Origin of the sequence: Mitsuokella apri (assembly GCF_051886055.1) — a bacterium.
Classification (GTDB): Bacteria; Bacillota; Negativicutes; order Selenomonadales; family Selenomonadaceae; genus Mitsuokella.
The window spans coordinates 159,472-177,513 of record NZ_JBJEXT010000070.1 but is presented as its reverse complement, the minus strand read 5'-3'; the positions used below and the strand labels follow the sequence as shown (position 1 = coordinate 177,513).

Here is an 18,042-nt window from a genome sequence, read left to right as displayed (position 1 = left end):
TTGCAGAGGGGGTGTAAGAGATGATCACGGAGGGAGCAGAGCCTTTTTTCCTGCCCGGAGGCAGGACGGGCGTTCTGCTCATTCATGGCTTTACCGGTGTTCCGGCTGAACTTTTGCTGATGGGCAGATACCTGCAGGCAAAAGGATTCAGTGTACTTGGTGTAAGGCTGGCCGGCCACGGTACAACGGTCAAGGATATGAGCCATATGACAGGCGAGGACTGGCTGGATTCTGCGCGTGACGGCTATGCGCTTCTGCGCGGCTGCTGTGACCACATCATCGCAGCAGGTCATTCGATGGGCGGTATTTTGGCGCTGCTGCTGGCGGCTGAAAAAGAAACGGCTGGGGTCATCTCGATGTCAGCTCCTATCTATATCGCGGAAGAGCGCGGCATCTCCATGCTGCCGCCGCGTGAAGCCTGCTTGAACCGGTTTGTCCCCAAGGCAAGGCGCAGACTCCGCGATGTGCCGCCAGCTGTGAATCAGACCTATCGCTGTATGCCGCTCATGGGGGTCTATGAGATGCTCGACCTCATTGAACGCGCCAAAAAACTTTTGCCATCGATTAAAGTGCCGGCCCTTATCCTGCACAGTCTCAATGACAGGACGGCCGATGCGGAAAGCGCACTGTATATCCGCGAAAATCTGGGCAGCAGTGAAAAATCGCTTGTCTGGCTTAAAATATCGGGCCATCTGATTCCGGTTGGGGAAGAACGGGACATTGTTTTCCGGGAGTCAGCAGGCTTTATCGAGCGGGTGACAGCTTCCGGCAATTTTCATCAGAGATGAATTTTGTCGTAAAAATAATCAGGATGAAAAAGAGAAACGGATTATAACGAATATATTGGAGAAAAAATATGGATTTAAAAGAACGTATTTTAGCGTATATGCATGAGGAGGCATATCGTCCGCTTTTGGCAGAGGATCTGGCTGAAGGCATGCACCTGACGACAGAAGAGCTCGTGGAGTTTGACCGGGCTTTGGAGGAACTGGAAAAAGAAGGAGCTGTCATCAAGAACCGCAGTGACCTTTATGGCATCCCGAGCCGCATGCACCTCGTCGTAGGCCGCTTGTCGATGACGGCCAAGGGCTTCGGCTTTATCATTCCGGATGTGCGCGATTCGGAAGAGGAGACAGACGTCTTTGTTCCCGGTACAGACCTCAATACGGCTATGCATGGCGACCGCGTTGTGGCCCGCGTGACGCCGGCTGCAGAAGAAGGGCGTTCGCGTGAGGGCGAGATCATCCGCATCCTTGAACGTGCCAATGAAAAAATTGTCGGCACATTTGAGAGCAGCAAGACCTTTGGCTTTGTGACACCGGACAATACGAAGCTCAGTCAGGATATCTTTGTGCCGAAGAAGGCCTTTCACGGTGCGAAGACGGGCAGCAAGGTCGTCGTCGAGATCACGAAGTGGCCGGACCGCCGCCGCAATGCGGAGGGCAAGGTCATCGAGGTGCTCGGCAAAGTCGGTGATCCGGGTGTCGATGTTCTGTCCGTCATGCGTCAGTATGACCTCTCGGAGACATTCCCGGAGGATGTTCAGGAAGCTGCCGACCATATGGAGCAGGAGCCATCGCCTGAGGAATACCGCGGCCGCCGCGACCGCCGCGACCTGCCCATTGTCACGGTCGACGGTGAGGACTCAAAGGACCTCGATGATGGTGTCTTTGCACGCCGCAACCCGGATGGTTCCTTCTTTCTCGGTGTGTACATCGCGGATGTCAGCTGGTATGTGCGCGAAAATCAGCCGCTTGACCGCGAGGCACGTGAGCGCGGCACGAGTGTTTACCTCGTCGACCGCGTCATTCCGATGCTGCCCAAGGAGCTCAGCAACGGCATCTGCAGTCTCAATGCCGGCGTTGACCGCCTGTCAATGGCCTGTGAGATGCAGATTTCACCGGAGGGCGAGGTCACGAGCTATGAAATCATCCCGACTGTCATCCATGTCTATCGCCGTCTGACGTACAATATTGTCAACAAAGTGCTCGTCACGAAGGAAGAGCCGTTCTATTCGGATAATCAGGATATCCGGGAAATGCTCATGACGCTCGAGGATCTGCGCAATGTCTTGAAGGCCAAGCGCCATCGCCGCGGCTCGATTGATTTCGACGTCCCGGAAGTCAAAGTCAAGCTCGATGAGCAGGGTCATCCGGTCGCGCTCATCAAGCGTGAGGGGTCTCTTGCTGAATCCATCATCGAGGAATGCATGCTGATTGCCAATGAGACAGTAGCGCGTCATATGGATACGAAACACCAGCCCTTCATGTACCGCGTGCATGAGCAGCCCTCGGATGAGAAAATTGAACGCCTCAATAACCTGTTGGGAGCTTTTGGCCTGTTCATCCATCCGTCGGAAACGGGTGACATTAAGCCCATGGACGTCCAGCAGGTGCTCGAGAAAGTCAAGGGCAGACCGGAGGAACGCATCATCAGCACGGTAGCCCTGCGTTCGATGCAGCAGGCCCGTTACAGCGACATGAGTCTCGGTCATTTTGGCCTGGCTGCACGCTATTATACGCATTTCACCTCGCCAATCCGCCGTTATCCGGACCTCATCGTGCACCGTTTGCTGCGTGAGACGTTTGCGACGGGGACAATTCCGGCTGAACGTCAGGCCAAGCTCCGCACGATGCTGCCGGAAATCGCCGATCATGCCTCAGAGCGTGAGCGCGTGGCCATTGAAGCCGAGCGTGAGACGACGGATATGAAGAAAATCGAGTACATGGCTCAGTTTGTCGGCGAGGAATTCTCCGGCATCATCAGCGGTGTTACGGCCTTCGGCATCTTTGTTGAGCTCGATAATGGCGTCGAGGGGCTCGTACATGTCTCGACGATGGTCAACGATTATTACGAATACCGCGAGGAGCAGTTTGCGATGGTCGGTGAGCGCACGAACAAGACGTATCGCCTTGGCGATGAAGTCGAAGTCCTGCTGGTCCGCGCCAATGTCGAAGAGCGCAATCTTGACTTCGTGCTCAAGGATAATGGCGCTTATGACCCGCTGGCCATGAAAAATGCCGTGCGCGGCGGACGCAGCAAAGGCTCAAAGCCTGCGCGCGATGATAAAAAGCAGTCTGGAACAAAGACGGTGGGAAGAGCAAATGGGCCGCAGACGGGCAAAAAACGTCCGCCGCGCCGTCCTGTCGACGACATCATTGCAGAACTGCCCTCGGATGGTTCCGATGAGAAAAAGTCGAAGAAAAAACGCGGTCATGGCAAAAAGAACCGCGGTGCTTCCGGCGAAAAGCTCTCTTTGCATGAAAGCCAGCACTGCAGTCAGTCAGAACACAGGCATAAGGATGACCGCAATGGCCGTCAAAAACGTGATGAACACGGCAGCCGTGCCCTGAATCGTCAGGAGCGGCGCGACCGTGAAAATGGCCGTGACCGCGATTATCACCGCGTGACTGTCACGGGGCTCAACAATGCCGTCTGGCCGGATCCGCCGGGCTATCACGAACAGAAACTGCGTGAAGAGACGAAAGCCGAAAAAGCAAAAAATGCGCCGAAGCATCGCCCGCGTCCGCATCGCAAGACAGAGGGCGGTACGGCTGCAAATAAATAAAAAGTGTCACTCAGGTGAGATAAATGGGAAGAAAGAATGCAGGTATCAAGACGGTCTGTGAAAATCGCAAGGCCCGTCATGATTATTTCATACATGAAACGTACGAGGCCGGCATTGCCCTGCAGGGAACGGAAGTCAAATCCCTGCGGGCTGGCCGTGCGAATCTCAAGGACAGCTATGCGAGCATCCAGAACAACGAGATTTTTGTAGAAAATATGCATATCAGTCCGTATGATCAGGGCAATATCTTCAATCATGATCCTTTGCGCCGCAGAAAACTCCTGATGCACAAAGCAGAGATCATCAAGCTTTTTGCCAAGACGCGCGAAAAGGGATTTACGCTCGTGCCGCTCAAGATTTACTTCAAGCATGGCCGCGCGAAAATGGAAATTGCGCTTGCATCGGGCAAGCACAATTACGACAAGCGTCAGGACCTTCATGAGAAGGCCGCCAAACGCGAAATTGAACGGGCTCTCAAGGACCGTCAGCGTTACTGATCAGCGTTATGAAAATGTGAATGCTTGTTTCAGGCATAAAAAAACCAGCCGTATGGCTGGTTTTTTTGATATGCTGTTTGTATCGGTGCGCTGTATCAGGCTTCGACTGGTTCCTGACGGGAATCTTCAATCTTGCCCTTCAGGTCGTGATCCGTCATAGCGCAGACGGCGGAGTCGGACCAGACGTTTTCTGCTGTTTCAATCATATCAATGATCGTGTAGATCGGCAGGATGACACCCATGAGGCCAAGCGGTGCGCCCAGAGAGCTCATGAGGGAAAGCGTCAGGAAGTAGCAGCCCATCGGGACGCCGGCATTGCCGATGGCAGCGAGCACGGCGACGAAGAGCCAAGTGATCATGGTGCCGAGAGAAAGGTCAAAACCGGCATTCTGCATGACAAACAAAGAGGTGACGAGAATGAAGGCCGCGCAGCCGTTCATGTTGATGGTCGTGCAGATTGGCAGGACGAAACGCGAGACGCGCGGATTGACCTTGAGGCGTGCTTCAGCAGAAGCCAGCGTGACAGGCAGCGTGCCGGCCGAGCTCTTCGTGAAGAGGGCAACGGCAATGGCCGGAGCCATTTTGCGGAAAACGTAGAGCGGATTGAGACCGCGGGCCAGCAGGAAAAGCGGAATGACAAGGAAGAACTGGATGAAATTGCCGCCGAGCACGACGAGCGTGTATTTGCCGAGTGCGCCGACGATGACGCCAGCTTCAATCTGCGAGGAGAGCTGTGCGGCAAAGGCGAGGATGCCGGCCGGCAGAGCCCAGAGCAGGGCACGGATCAGCGTGAACAGGAGTTCCTGCAGGCCATAAAGACCCTTTAAAAGGATTTCGCGGTTTTCCGTCTTCGGCATGAAGGCGAGGGCAAGGCCAACGGAAGCTGCAATCAGCATGACCGAAAGGACATTGCCGGCGAGGAACGGCTGCAAAATGTTATTCGGGATGACCGAGAGGAAGTGGTCGTAATAGGAGAGAGAGCCAAGTTTCTGCATCGGCACATCCGACGCACCGGCACCGATGATATCGGCCGGCAGATTGCCAGGAGCAATCCAGAGATAGAGAATCAGCCCGATGGAAGCAGCAGCAATGGTCGTCAGCAGCGTGTACGTCACGGCATGGGCGAAGATGCGGCCCGTATCCTTCTTGGCACCGAGTGCGGAGAGCGTCGTAATGACGGCCAGCGCGATCGTCGGTACGGCGATGAACTGGAACAGGCGGGTAAATACCGTAGCCACGAAGTTGAAGAGGTCGTTGAGCGCAGGAATCTGCAGCCAGCCGAGGATGGCACCGAGAATCAGGGCACCGAACCACAGAATCATCTGTTTGGCCTGGCCGCCTTTGCGTTTGCGCAGAACTTCATCTTTGATGGAGTCGACCGATTTATTGTTCTGGTCAGACATAATATACCTTCTTTCTACATGATGAAATAAATTATGAAAAGCATATATGATTAATATGTCATTCATTATAAGATGCTTCTCAGTATCTGTCAAGAGATAAATATCACATTTATTTTTTTGACAGCGATGAAAAAGCGTTGCTATACTGGAAAGCGGCGTGCAGTATATATTTCTTATTGTACTATTTATATAGAAGAAAGGCGAATCGCATGATGACAGAAGAAACGAAATCAGGTCAGGAGCAGCCTGTCCATAAACGCAGAATTCATTACAGCGGCAAATATCCGCGCCATTTTGCGGAGAAATACAAGGAGCTCAATCCGGAAAAATATCAGGATGAAATCCGGCACGTGCTGGCAAAGGGGAATACACCGGCGGGCACGCATATCCCCATCATGGTAAAGGAAATCCTCGACATTCTGGCCATCAAGCCGGGGGAACGGGGCTTTGACGCGACACTGGGGTATGGCGGCCATACCCTTGCGATGCTTGCGAAGCTGCAGGGCAAAGGGCATCTCTATGGCGGCGATGTCGACCCCATTGAGTCAAAAAAAACAGAAGCGCGCATTCGCGCCAAGGGATATGGTCCGGATATCTGGGAAAGGCGGCAAATGAATTTCTGCGAGATCGATAAGCTCGCGGAAGAAGTCGGGCCGTTTGATTTTGTTCTGGCTGACCTGGGCGTTTCTTCCATGCAGATTGACAATCCGGAGCGTGGTTTTACATACAAGTCGGATGGTCCGCTTGATTTGCGCCTGAACCCGCAGGCGGGCATTTCCGCGGCGGAGAGGCTGCAGCAAGTGAGCTTGGATGAACTCATCGGCATGCTGCAGGAGAATGCCGATGAACCGTATGCTGAAGAAATTGCCAGACAGATCATTCGCACGGAGCGCCATCGTGCAATCCGGACGACACGGGAATTATATGAAGTCATTGAAAAAGCACTGCAGAAAGTCAGGCTGCAGCGCGACGAAAAGGACAGACTGCCGGAGCGGCGCGACCTCATCCGCAAGAGCAGTGCGCGCGTTTTCCAGGCTCTGCGCATTGACATCAACCATGAATACGAAGTCCTTTATGAATTCATGGAAAAGCTGCCGGCAGCTCTCGCTCCGGGCGGCCGTGCAGCCATTCTGACATTCCATTCCGGTGAAGACCGCATCGTCAAGAAGGCCTTCAAGACCTTTTATAAACAGGGAATTTATGAAGATATCGCGCGTGACGTCATCCGGCCGAGCCGTGAAGAGTGTTATGAGAACAGCCGTGCACATTCGACAAAGCTGCGCTGGGCAGTCAGGGCGAAATAAAAACGGGAAACGGCAGGGCGGATTCCTATGTGATTAGCTCACGGACGCATGCAAAATTCCTCATTATAATAAAAGTCATGATGTTATCGTGATGTTTGGGAGGGATTCCTATGAAGACAGATGTTTTGATTATCGGTGCAGGGCCGGCCGGCGTGTCGGCTGCTCTTTATACGCGCCGTGGAGGCCTTGATGTGACCATCGTGACAAAGGGCATTGAGACCGGTGGGCTTGCAAAGACGGATAAAATCGAGAATTATTATGGCTTTGCCGAGCCAATCGCGGGCAAAGAGCTCCTGCGGAGAGGTGCTGCCGGTGCCAAACGTCTTGGCGTACATATCGTAGAAGATGAGCTTTTGGGACTTGCCTTTAATGATACTTTTGATGGGTTTAAGGCGGAAGCCAGAGAGCATACTTTTTCTGCGCCGGCTGTCATACTGGCGGCCGGCGCGGCCCGCGCGACTTTGCCGCTTCCGGGCATCCGTGAATTTGAGGGCAGAGGCGTGAGCTACTGTGCCATCTGCGATGCGTTCTTTTTCCGCGGGAAGACCGTTGCCGTCATCGGTTCCGGAGAATATGCCCTGCATGAGGCGCAGGTCCTGCTGCCTCATGCGAAAAAGGTCCTGCTGCTGACCAACGGGGAAAAGCCGGCTGTCCGGCTTCCGGAGACTATCGAGCTGCACACCGAAAAACTGGCAGCCGTTGAAGGCCAAGACCGTGTTGAGCGCGTACGTCTGGCAGACGGCAGTGAGCTTCCTGTGGACGGTGTTTTTCTGGCCATTGGCACGGCTGGCAGCACGGAGCTCGCCCGCAAAATCGGAGCTTTGCTTGAAGGTTCGAATATCAAGACCGATGCCAAACAGGCGACAAATGTGCCCGGCCTTTTTGCGGCCGGCGACTGCACGGGAGGACTCATGCAGGTGTCAAAGGCAGTCTATGAAGGCTCTGTCGCGGGACTTTCCGCTCTGCGCTATGTGCGGGAAAAGCAGAAAAAGGCGCAGAAGCAGTCTTGACGTACTTTTTAGCCGGTGTGTGGTATAATAAGAGTTCATTCGAGAAATTTTAGGAATAAGAAAGAAGGATGATCTCTTGACTACAAAGCGATGGCTCGGTGTACTGGGCTTTACGGTTTTCGGCACAGTGCTCTTTGCGAGCTGGCTGATTCCGGGACAAAATGGTTTTTGGTTCACGATTGATGCCAATGTATTTTTCTTTTTCAATCATCTGCTCGGCGAGAGCAAGGCATTCCTCTATCTCGTGGCTTTCACGAATCTGCGTCCTTTTGATGCCGTGGCTTTTCTCTTCATGCTCGGGATATTTTATCATTATTACCGGCAGCAGGATGCGAAGGGCAGGCGCTGGATGGTCTGCATTGGCCTGACGATGCTGGTCACTGCGGTGATTGCCAAGCAGTTCGACATGCTGCTGGGCTTTGAACGTCCGAGTGCCACGAAATTCTTTACGCTGCAGGGCATCCCCGTGCTGCGTGTCTCGGAGCTTACGGGCTGGCCGGCTAAGGATTGGTCCAGCACGAGTTTCCCCGGAGACCATGGCATGATGCTGCTCATCTTCACGTTTTACATGCTGCGCTATTTCGGGAAAAAGGCCTTTGCAGCAAGTCTGCTGGTCGTCGTGATTTTCTCGCTGCCGCGCATCATGTCGGGCGCTCATTGGCTGACGGATGTCGTGGTCGGCGCGGGTTCCATCTGCAGCATTGTCCTCGCATGGATGCTGCTGACGCCGGCTTCTGACCGCGTCATCGGTTTCTTTGACCAGCATTTGCCTCATAGAAAAACAAAATAAACCATAAGTGCAGCGCGCAGAAAAAGCGGCCAGTTGCACTTATTTTTATCTCTGGAATATTTTTGCCTGCGGAGCTCTGTGTTATAATGAAAAGAAGGTGTTTTGAAAAAGGGTGAAGATACTTTGGAACAAAAGTCACTTGAACTACTGCAGACGAGTATCGCTCAGGGAGCTGACGGACTCGGAAATGATTTAAAGAAAATTCTAAAAAAACCATTTCTGCTGGTTACGGGGGATGGCAGGGAATACTATCCGGAAAAAATACCGGTGTCCGAGACCATTCGCAAGATTTTACAGCATTTGCCATCTTTTACAGATGACCAGTACTACTATATGGAAGAAAGACGGCTGCTTGTCCTGCAGGTGAGCCTTGAAGACAGTGAGCTGCGCCTTTTCCTGTTCGTCAGCCGTGTTGCGGAAAAGGACATTGACGGACTACTGCAGACTGCTCTCACGGCACGTCTGGCCCTGATGTATTTTCTGCGCAGCAAGGTCGAAGTCGGACAGGAAATCAGCCGCGTGACAGATGAAATCCTGACCAGCGCCTTTGCTGGCGTGAAGTCAAGGCTGGAGAATCTTCTGCAGCAGAGCGGCATTGAATTGGATGAGAAGCAGTCTTACCGCGTCATGCTGGTGGAATCGGAAGAACAGCCGTTTGAATCCATTGAAGTGGATTTCAAGGCCAGTATTTTGCAGCTCATGCATCAGTACAATGATGCCATGGTCTGTCCTCTGGTATGGCATGGCCGTGGCGTTGTCATCATGCCGGAGATTGAGACCGTTCCAGAGCATCCGGTCCATGAACATGAACAATGCATGCACCGTATCCTGCAGCAGTGGCAGCGCGATTTTTCCAAGCGCCATCAACTGCTGCTCTCCTGCGGCATCGGGAATATGCATGCACTCTCTGACCTGCAGAAGAGCTACCGGGAGGCGCGTTTGGCACTTTCTTACGGCAGGACGAAGCATGAGCAGGGCTTTTTCCGCTATTATCATGACTGCGGCATCGTCAGCAATATTTTCGCCGGCGGAGTAGAGTCTGCTTTTGAGTTCTGCCGTACGGCTCTCGGCCGTCTGCTCGATTATGACGGTGAGAACGATGCAGACCTTTTGGCCACGCTGAAGCTCCTGCTGGAAACGAATTTCAATTATACGACGACGGCGGCAGAACTGTTCGTCCACGTCAATACGGTGCGTTACCGCAGCGATAAGATTGAACAGCTTTTGGCGCGCGACCTCAATGACCCGGATGTGCGGTTTAATCTTTACGCAGCGGTGCGCGTGCGTGAGATCCTCGTCGATATGCATATTCTGCCGAGCGGCTATGTCGGCAACGCAGGCAGTGTCCATGAGAAAATACACGGCGGGGAAGAGGCAGTAAGCCATTGACGCACAAACAGGGGCAACGATATAATATTTCTATGGCTTTTTCGTTGGGAAGCTCCTGCTGCCGGACGGATGGGGCAGGCAGGATGGAGTGAAAGAAAAAGAAATAGAGAGAAAGGAAGCACGAGATCTGTATGGAGCTGCAATGGGATGAAATAGCAGGGCATGAGGAGCAGAAAAAAGCTCTGCGTACGATGCTGCGCGAAGGCAGAATGCCGCATGCCCTGCTTTTTGCCGGTCCGGATGGCATTGGCAAGAAGATGCTCGCGCATGTCCTTGCGGCTGCGGTCCTTTGTGAAGGAGAAGAGGCCCCCTGTGGAAACTGTGCTTCATGTCAGGCTATGAGCCTTGGTTCGCATCCCGATTATCTTGAGGTCGTACCCGAGAAGAACGGCAAGTCCGCAGCACAGATCCGTATCGAGGCCATTCGTGCCATGCAGGTACAGGTCTCGCGTTATCCGGTCCTGTCAAAACGGCGTGTCGTGCTCATCGATGATGCAGACCGTATGAACGAGGCGGCAGAAAACAGCCTGCTGAAAACCCTGGAGGAGCCGGAAGGCCCCGTCACGTTTATTCTCGTCACGAGCGCCCGCAGCGCTTTGCTCGATACCATTCTTTCACGCTGTATGCCTGTGAATTTTGGCATGCTGGCTGCAGAGGATATTGAAAAAGTTCTTTTACAGCGTGATGTGCCAGCAGATGAGGCCGGGGTGCTGGCTGCGCTCGCAGACGGCAGCCCCGGGCGGGCTCTCACGCTGTTTGAGCATGAGGGCCTGCAGCTCCGGCAGGAAGTGCTGGCTTTTCTCAAGGCCCTGCCTCATCTCAATATGGAACAAATCTGGACGAAGTCAGCCGGGATGGGCGAACAGGACCGCGAGGTTCTGCGGGAATGGTTCCTGTATCTCAATATGATGCTGCGTGACCTGCTCATACTCATGGAAGATGGTGCAAGTCCCATGCTCTATCACCGGGACATCCGGCAGGATTTGCTGGCCATGCTGCCGGATTATCCGGAAGACAGGATTTTTTGCCTGTTGGAGGAGGTCCGCGAGGCACAGAAACGGCTGCTTTCAAACGCGAGTCCGCGCCTCTTAATGGAAGGTTTTTTTATTCGCACACGCGATATCATGATGCGTGTCAGTTGATATAGATTCAGGAGGAAAATTTTGGAGACATATATCGGAGTCCGCTTCAAGAAGGCGGGAAGGATTTATCATTTCAGTCCCGGCCAGCTGCACATTGAAAAAGGGCAGCACGTTATTGTGGAAACGGCCCGCGGCATGGAATGCGGACTGGTGGTCATCGGCCCGCGCGAAGGGGAGCCGGCAGCAGATGCCCAGCCCTTGAAGGTCGTGCAGCGCATTGCCAATGAACATGACCTTGCGCGTGTAGCGGATAACAAAAAGCATGAAAAAGAAGCGTATGCGATCTGCGCGAAAAAAATCCGGGAACACGGCCTGCCCATGAAGCTCGTTGATGTGGAATATACATTTGACCTCAATAAAATCATTTTTTATTTTACGGCAGACGGCCGCATTGATTTTCGCGACCTCGTCAAAGATTTGGCATCGGTCTTTCGCACGCGCATTGAACTGCGCCAGATTGGTGTGCGCGATGAAGCAAAAATCATGGGCGGCATTGGCTGCTGCGGGCGTCCGCTTTGCTGTGCCACGTTCCTCGGTGATTTTGAACCCGTCTCCATCCGCATGGCCAAGGAGCAGAATCTGTCGCTGAATCCAACGAAGATTTCAGGTATCTGCGGCCGCCTTATGTGCTGTCTGAAATATGAGAGTGAATGTTACTGCAATGAATGTCCGCAGAAGCAGAAAAAGGTTCAGCCGCCGCAGCAGGGCGGACGCGTGGTTACGATGGACGGCGAGGGCAAGGTTATATCGCTCAATCAGCAGCGCCGTACCGCGACAATCCTGCTCGACAACAGCCGCACGGTGGTGGCTGCCTGGGAAGATGTCATCGAAGAAGAAGTGGAGACAGAAGAGGGCAATGCACAGGCGAAAGAGCGTGTGACAGAGAACAGGGACGATACGCGCAGACGCTCCAATCAGGGCGGTGAGCGCCGTTCTGCCCGCCGTGAGCGCAGTGAGCATACAGAACGCCCGCGCCGTCCGCGTGAAAATCGTGAAAATAACAACCGCGGCCGCCGCAGCCGCCGCCCACGTGATGCCCGCGGTGAACGCAGCAGCCGTCCTCATAATGGTCCGCGCCGTCCGAAGGCTCCGCGTGAAAAAAGGGAGAACGGCCAGCAGCGGCCGTCTCAGCCAACACAGCAGGAACCTAAGGCATGAGAGACGTAGAGCTGAAAGAGCATGAAAGGCTTGATGATCTCATGAAAAGCGGCCGTAAAATCATCCAGAATACACAGGAGTTCTGTTTTTCTCTGGATGCAGTGCTTTTGGCGCATTTTCCCCGCCTGCATCCAAGGCAAAAGGTCTTGGAGCTCGGTACGGGGACGGGGGTGATTCCCCTGCTCATTGCCGATGAAGCCGCGCATATCGAAGCCATCGAGCTCAGTCCTGTCATGGCTGAACTCGCTTCCCGCAATGTCTATATGAATGAACTCGAAGCGAAGATATCGGTTCGCGAGGGGGACTACCGCGCGATTCGCGCGTTCTACCCTGCCGAATCCTTTGATGTCGTACTGGCCAATCCGCCGTATCGTCCCGTTGCCCACGGGCAGGTCAATAAAATGAGCGGTGTAGCGCGCGCACGCCATGAATTCACGGCCACACTAGAGGATGTGGTGAAGGCCGCCCGTTACGCCCTGCGTTTTGGCGGACACTTTGCCATGGTGCATCTGCCCGAACGTCTCGGCGAAATCCTCGTTACAATGCACGAGCATCAAATGGAGGCGAAAAGGCTGCGCATGGTACAGCCAAAGGCAGGCAAGGCTCCGAATATGATGCTTGTGGAAGCTGTCGTGGGCGCAGCTCCGGGCGGCCTTAAAGTCATGCCGCCGCTTATTGTACACGATGAGGATGGCTCTTATACGAGGGAAATCCTTGCCATTTACGGCATGACAGGAGCCGGCACAAAGGACACAGAAGAATGATAAAGAGGAATGATATGGAGCAGGAACAGCAGGAAAAAATGGAACAGAAGGCTCGGCAGCAGGGTGCAGGAACCTTGTATCTCTGTGCTACGCCAATCGGCAATCTCGAAGATATGACGTATCGTGCCGTGCGCATGCTCGGGGAAGTTCCCCTGATTGCAGCGGAAGATACGCGCCATACACGCCAGCTGCTCACGCATTTTGATATTCATACAAAGCTCACGAGCTACCATGAGCACAATAAATTCACGAAGGGCCCTGAACTCATCGAGTGGCTGCTCTCCGGTCAGGACCTCATCTGTGTAAGCGATGCGGGCCTGCCGGGCATCTGCGATCCCGGAAGCCACCTCGCTGAGCTGGCCATCAAAGCAGGGATCCGCGTCTCACCTCTGCCCGGCTGCAATGCAGGGCTTTCAGCTCTGATTTGTTCGGGCCTTGATACGACTCGTTTTACATTTGTCGGTTTTTTACCCAAGACTGCGAAGAAACAGCAGGAAGTCCTGTCCGAGGTAAAGAATCACCGTGAGACTTTGATTTTTTACGAGGCCCCGCATCATTTGAAAGCAACACTGCGCCAGCTTGCCGCGATGCTCGGGGGAACGCGCCGTGCTGCCTTTGGGCGGGAACTCACGAAAAAGTTTGAGGAGTTCCGCAGGGGAACCTTGCAGGATTTGCTGAACTTTTATGAAGAAAACGAACCCCGCGGCGAGTATGTGCTGATCGTGGAGGGCTTCAAGGGCGAGACGGAGCCGTCACAGGAGTTTCCGGCAGATCCTGTGGAACTGTGCAAAATGCTTATGGAAGATGGCCTGAGCAAAAAAGAAGCAATGCGGGAGGCCGCGAAAAAGCTGGGCATCTCACGGCGCGATGTCTATGCGGCCCTGCTGACTGCAGAAAAATAAAATCATGCGAAAAAGTCAGGTCTTGCCTGACTTTTTTTTATGTCATAGAAACAATTCCAGAAAACGTTTACAATAATACTTGACAATACAAGAGAGAAGCGGTAAACTAGAGACAACAAGAAAAAAGAAGGTGCAAATCAGAAGACAGAAGGGGTTTGCACCATCTTTTAGGGGCTGTAAGAAAACGTTTACCGATAAAGGCTCGGCAGGCGCGAAGCAAATGTTTACTTGTTTAGTTATTGTAAGTTTTAAGCGATGGAGGGTTACTCGATGGAAATCTTAGCAACGATGAAGGAAGAATTCAAAAAGCAGTTCGGCTCTGACGCAGAGCGCAGCTATTTTTCCCCGGGCCGTGTCAATCTGATTGGTGAGCATACCGATTACAACGGCGGCCATGTTTTCCCGTGCGCAATCTCGCTTGGTACTTATGCCGTTGTTGCTGACCGCAAGGACATGACGACGCGCATGTACTCGATGAATCTCGCTGACAAGGGCATCATTGAATTCCCGATGACGGGCCTTGAGTACGATGCTGCCAAGGATTGGGCCAACTACCCGATGGGCGTTATTGATGTTTTTGAAAAAGCTGGCCACAAGGCTTCGCATGGCTTTGATATCCTGATTTACGGCACGCTGCCAGCTGGTGCAGGCCTGTCCTCCTCAGCTTCTCTTGAAGTCCTGACGTCCGTTATCCTCAATGAAGCATTTGACTTTGGTCTTGACATGATCGAGATGGTCAAGCTCTCTCAGAAAGCGGAGAATCAGTTCGTCGGCGTCAACTGCGGCATCATGGACCAGTTCGCTGTTGGCATGGGCAAGAAGGACTGCGCAATCCTGCTTGACTGCAACACGCTTTCCTATCGCTACAGCAAGATTGCACTTGAGGATGCCAGCATTGTCATCACGAATACGAACAAACCGCACAGCCTTGCTTCTTCGGCTTACAACGTACGCCGTGCCCAGTGCGAGCATGCCTTAAACGAGCTCAAGGAAGTCAAGCCGGACCTCAAGGCCCTCGGTGAGCTCAGCAACGATGAATTCAACAAGCTCGCCGGCCACATTGAAGAAGTCCTGGAGCGTCACCGTGCACGCCATGCCGTTTACGAGAACAACCGCACGCTCGATGCCGTCAAAGCTCTTGAGAACAATGACGTCAAGGAATTTGGCCGTCTTATGAACGAGTCGCACTTCTCGCTGCGCGATGATTACGAAGTTACGGGTAAGGAACTCGATACGCTGGCAGAGATTGCCTGGCAGCAGGACGGCGTCATCGGTTCGCGCATGACGGGCGCAGGCTTTGGCGGTTCGACGGTCAGCCTCGTCAAAAATGATGCGATTGAAGCCTTCAAGAAGAATGTCGGCGAAGCGTACACGAAGAAAATCGGCTATGCACCGAGTTTCGTCGTTGCCAGCATCTCGGATGGCACGCATCGCATTGATGGCTGAACTTCATTACTTCATTGGTAACAAAATCTTAACACGATAGAACATATTGTGGAATCGTATCTGTTGTATAATGAAAGAAAAAAAGGAGAAGATTACTTATGTCTATTCTGGTTTGTGGCGGTGCCGGTTATATCGGTTCTCATGCAGTTCATCAGCTCGTAGAAAAGGGTGAGGATGTTGTTATTGTTGATAACCTGCAGACGGGTCATCGCGACGCGCTGAATCCGAAGGCTAAATTCTATGAAGGTGATATCCGCGATGCCGCTATCCTCGATAAAATCTTCACGGAGAATGACATCGAAGCAGTCATCCACTTTGCAGCCAATTCTCTCGTTGGTGAGAGCGTCCAGAAGCCTTTGAAGTATTTCAACAACAATGTCTATGGCATGCAGGTTCTGCTGGAATCCATGGTACGCAACCATGTTGACAAGATTGTTTTCTCGTCGACGGCTGCTGTCTATGGTGAGCCGAAACGTGTACCAATCATGGAAGATGACCCGACGAATCCGACGAATCCGTACGGTGAATCGAAACGCACGATGGAAAAAATGATGAAGTGGGTTAGCCGTGCCGATGGCATCCGCTATGTATCGCTGCGTTACTTCAATGCAGCAGGTGCTCTTGACGATGGTTCCATCGGTGAGGATCATAACCCTGAAACGCACCTTATCCCGCTGATTCTGCAGGTTCCGCTTGGCAAGCGCGATCATATCACGATTTTCGGCGATGATTACCCGACGCCGGATGGCACGTGCCTGCGCGACTACATCCACGTCATCGACCTTGCTGATGCTCATGTGCTGGCACTTGAATACCTGCGCAAGGGCGGCGAGAGCAATATCTTTAACCTCGGCAATGGCAAGGGCTTCTCGGTCAAGGAAATGATTGAGGCTGCTAAGAAGGCTACGGGCAAGGAAATCAAAGTCGAAATGGGTGCACGCCGCGCTGGCGATCCGGCACAGCTCATCGCTTCTTCGGAGAAAGCGAAGAAGGTCCTCGGCTGGAAGCCGCGTTACACAAACGTTGAACAGGTCATCGGTACGGCCTGGACCTGGCATCAGAAACATCCAAACGGCTACGAGAAATAAGGATCGGGCATCAGCAAGAAGCGAAAGAAGCAGAAAGCCGGAATCCGAAAGGAAGGAAAAATATGTCTATCAATACGGAAGTTAACCGTTTACTGAACTTTGCTAAGCAGAATCAGCTCATCAACGAAGACGACTATTATTATGCAGCCAACCGACTGATTGATGTACTCAAGGTGGATGCTTTTGAACCTGAGTTCATCGATGAAGAGCTGCCGACGGCTATGCCAATCCTTGAGAATATGCTCGATTATGCTGCAGAAAAAGGCATCATCGAGAATACGACGGAAAACCGCGATCTCTTTGATACGCGCATTATGGACTGTGTCATGCCGCGTCCTTCGGAAGTAGTACGCCGCTTCCGCAATGATTATGCACGCAGTCCGAAAGCCGCGACGGACGAGTTCTATAAGATGAGCATTGCGTCGAATTACATCCGCAAGGACCGCATCGACAAGAATATCATCTGGAAGACAGCCACGGAATATGGCGATCTCGATATCACCATCAATCTGTCCAAGCCGGAAAAAGACCCGCGCGATATCGCCAAGGCCAAATCGGCACCGTCTTCCGGCTATCCGAAATGCCTGCTTTGCCGCGAGAATGAAGGTTATGCCGGTCATCCGGGGCATCCGGCCCGCGAGACGCATCGCCTGATTCCGCTGCGCTTGTCCGCCCATCGCTGGTTCTTGCAGTATTCTCCATATACGTATTATAATGAACATTGTATAGTCCTGAATCGCAAGCATGTGCCGATGAAAGTATCGCGCAAGAGCTTCGAGAACCTCATGGACTTTGTCACGATATTCCCGCATTACTTCCTCGGTTCCAATGCAGATCTGCCGATTGTCGGCGGTTCCATTCTTTCTCATGACCATTATCAGGGCGGCCGTTACACGTTCGCCATGGCCAAGGCTCCCATCGAGAAGACGTATACGTTTCCAGGTTTTGAAAACATCAAAGTCGGCCGCGTCAAATGGCCGATGTCGACGATTCGCCTGCAGGGTGAAGACCGTGAGGAACTTGCGGATCTCGCGGAGAAAATCCTCGATAAATGGCGCAAATACAGTGACCCGAGTGTAGAGATTCTCGCTGAGACGGATGGCACGCCGCACAACACGATTACGCCGATTGCCCGCCGCCGCGGCAATCTCTACGAACTCGACCTCGTCCTGCGCAACAACCGCACGACAAAAGAGCATCCGCTTGGCCTCTTCCATCCGCATGCTGAAGTCCATCACATCAAGAAGGAAAATATCGGCCTGATTGAAGTCATGGGCCTCGCTGTACTGCCGGCCCGCCTCAAGAAAGAAATGGCACTTGTCGGTCAGGAACTCGTCAAGGGTACGGAAGATATTTCGGGCATGCCGGAGATTGCCAGCCATGCAGACTGGTACAAGATGCTTCGCCAGAAGTACCAGACGGTTACCGAAGAGAATGTTGAGGATATCCTCAAGGAAGAAATCGGCAAAGTATTTGAGATAGTTCTCACGCATGCTGGCGTTTACAAACGCGATGCCAAGGGCATGGAAGCGTTCGACCGCTTTATCGCAGCTGCTGCTAAGGATTGAGGACTGCTCCAAA

The 18,042-nt window shown here is 53.0% G+C and carries 15 protein-coding genes; 14 read left to right on the top strand and 1 reads right to left on the bottom strand.

Features of this window, described 5'->3' with window-relative positions; genetic code table 11:
* The first annotated feature begins 20 nt into the window (after nucleotides 1-20).
* From ACI4OH_RS10910 to smpB, 3 genes are all read left to right on the top strand, one after another.
* Nucleotides 21-788 carry an alpha/beta hydrolase gene (locus tag ACI4OH_RS10910; protein WP_435720927.1) on the top strand — a complete coding sequence of 256 codons (768 nt, stop codon included), beginning with the start codon at nucleotides 21-23 and terminating at the stop codon, nucleotides 786-788.
* 68 nt (nucleotides 789-856) lie between these two features.
* Nucleotides 857-3,568: a ribonuclease R gene (gene rnr, locus ACI4OH_RS10905; RefSeq protein ID WP_439784736.1), complete on the top strand. Its 2,712-nt coding sequence runs from the start codon at nucleotides 857-859 to the stop codon at nucleotides 3,566-3,568.
* A 23-nt stretch (nucleotides 3,569-3,591) separates the two neighbouring features.
* Nucleotides 3,592-4,065, top strand: a complete 474-nt coding sequence (gene smpB, locus ACI4OH_RS10900) for an SsrA-binding protein SmpB (protein WP_432646138.1) — start codon at nucleotides 3,592-3,594, stop codon at nucleotides 4,063-4,065.
* 95 nt (nucleotides 4,066-4,160) lie between these two features.
* On the opposite strand, the gene ACI4OH_RS10895 is transcribed toward smpB, so the two are convergent.
* Complete coding sequence (locus tag ACI4OH_RS10895) at nucleotides 4,161-5,468, bottom strand: dicarboxylate/amino acid:cation symporter (RefSeq protein WP_432646139.1); 1,308 nt, start codon at nucleotides 5,466-5,468, stop codon at nucleotides 4,161-4,163.
* A 209-nt stretch (nucleotides 5,469-5,677) separates the two neighbouring features.
* Here ACI4OH_RS10895 and rsmH point away from each other — a divergent pair, with 209 nt between their 5' ends.
* The 11 genes from rsmH to galT all read left to right on the top strand — a co-directional run bounded on the left by rsmH (nucleotide 5,678) and on the right by galT (nucleotide 18,029).
* Entirely contained in the window at nucleotides 5,678-6,772 is a 1,095-nt protein-coding gene (rsmH, locus tag ACI4OH_RS10890; protein WP_432646140.1) for a 16S rRNA (cytosine(1402)-N(4))-methyltransferase RsmH, read from the top strand.
* Nucleotides 6,773-6,882: 110 nt separating this feature from the next.
* Nucleotides 6,883-7,782 carry an NAD(P)/FAD-dependent oxidoreductase gene (locus ACI4OH_RS10885; protein ID WP_439784735.1) on the top strand — a complete coding sequence of 300 codons (900 nt, stop codon included), beginning with the start codon at nucleotides 6,883-6,885 and terminating at the stop codon, nucleotides 7,780-7,782.
* Nucleotides 7,783-7,858: 76 nt separating this feature from the next.
* On the top strand, nucleotides 7,859-8,572 hold the full coding sequence (locus tag ACI4OH_RS10880; protein ID WP_432646142.1) for a phosphatase PAP2 family protein: 714 nt from the start codon (nucleotides 7,859-7,861) through the stop codon (nucleotides 8,570-8,572).
* Nucleotides 8,573-8,674: 102 nt separating this feature from the next.
* Nucleotides 8,675-9,961: a PucR family transcriptional regulator gene (locus ACI4OH_RS10875; RefSeq protein WP_439784734.1), complete on the top strand. Its 1,287-nt coding sequence runs from the start codon at nucleotides 8,675-8,677 to the stop codon at nucleotides 9,959-9,961.
* Between the two features lie 131 nt (nucleotides 9,962-10,092).
* Entirely contained in the window at nucleotides 10,093-11,103 is a 1,011-nt protein-coding gene (gene holB, locus ACI4OH_RS10870; protein ID WP_435720922.1) for a DNA polymerase III subunit delta', read from the top strand.
* Between the two features lie 21 nt (nucleotides 11,104-11,124).
* Complete coding sequence (locus tag ACI4OH_RS10865; protein ID WP_435720921.1) at nucleotides 11,125-12,261, top strand: PSP1 domain-containing protein; 1,137 nt, start codon at nucleotides 11,125-11,127, stop codon at nucleotides 12,259-12,261.
* A complete protein-coding gene (locus ACI4OH_RS10860; protein WP_435720920.1) occupies nucleotides 12,258-13,025 on the top strand; it encodes a tRNA1(Val) (adenine(37)-N6)-methyltransferase in 768 nt (255 codons plus the stop codon). Before ACI4OH_RS10865 ends, ACI4OH_RS10860 begins: the two co-directional genes overlap by 4 nt.
* A 14-nt stretch (nucleotides 13,026-13,039) precedes the next feature.
* A complete protein-coding gene (gene rsmI, locus ACI4OH_RS10855) occupies nucleotides 13,040-13,927 on the top strand; it encodes a 16S rRNA (cytidine(1402)-2'-O)-methyltransferase (RefSeq protein WP_435720919.1) in 888 nt (295 codons plus the stop codon).
* 270 nt (nucleotides 13,928-14,197) lie between these two features.
* A complete protein-coding gene (locus ACI4OH_RS10850; RefSeq protein ID WP_439784733.1) occupies nucleotides 14,198-15,373 on the top strand; it encodes a galactokinase in 1,176 nt (391 codons plus the stop codon).
* Nucleotides 15,374-15,471: 98 nt separating this feature from the next.
* Entirely contained in the window at nucleotides 15,472-16,461 is a 990-nt protein-coding gene (gene galE / locus ACI4OH_RS10845; protein WP_435720917.1) for a UDP-glucose 4-epimerase GalE, read from the top strand.
* Nucleotides 16,462-16,523: 62 nt separating this feature from the next.
* Nucleotides 16,524-18,029, top strand: a complete 1,506-nt coding sequence (gene galT / locus ACI4OH_RS10840; RefSeq protein ID WP_432646149.1) for a UDP-glucose--hexose-1-phosphate uridylyltransferase — start codon at nucleotides 16,524-16,526, stop codon at nucleotides 18,027-18,029.
* Nucleotides 18,030-18,042: the final 13 nt, after the last annotated feature.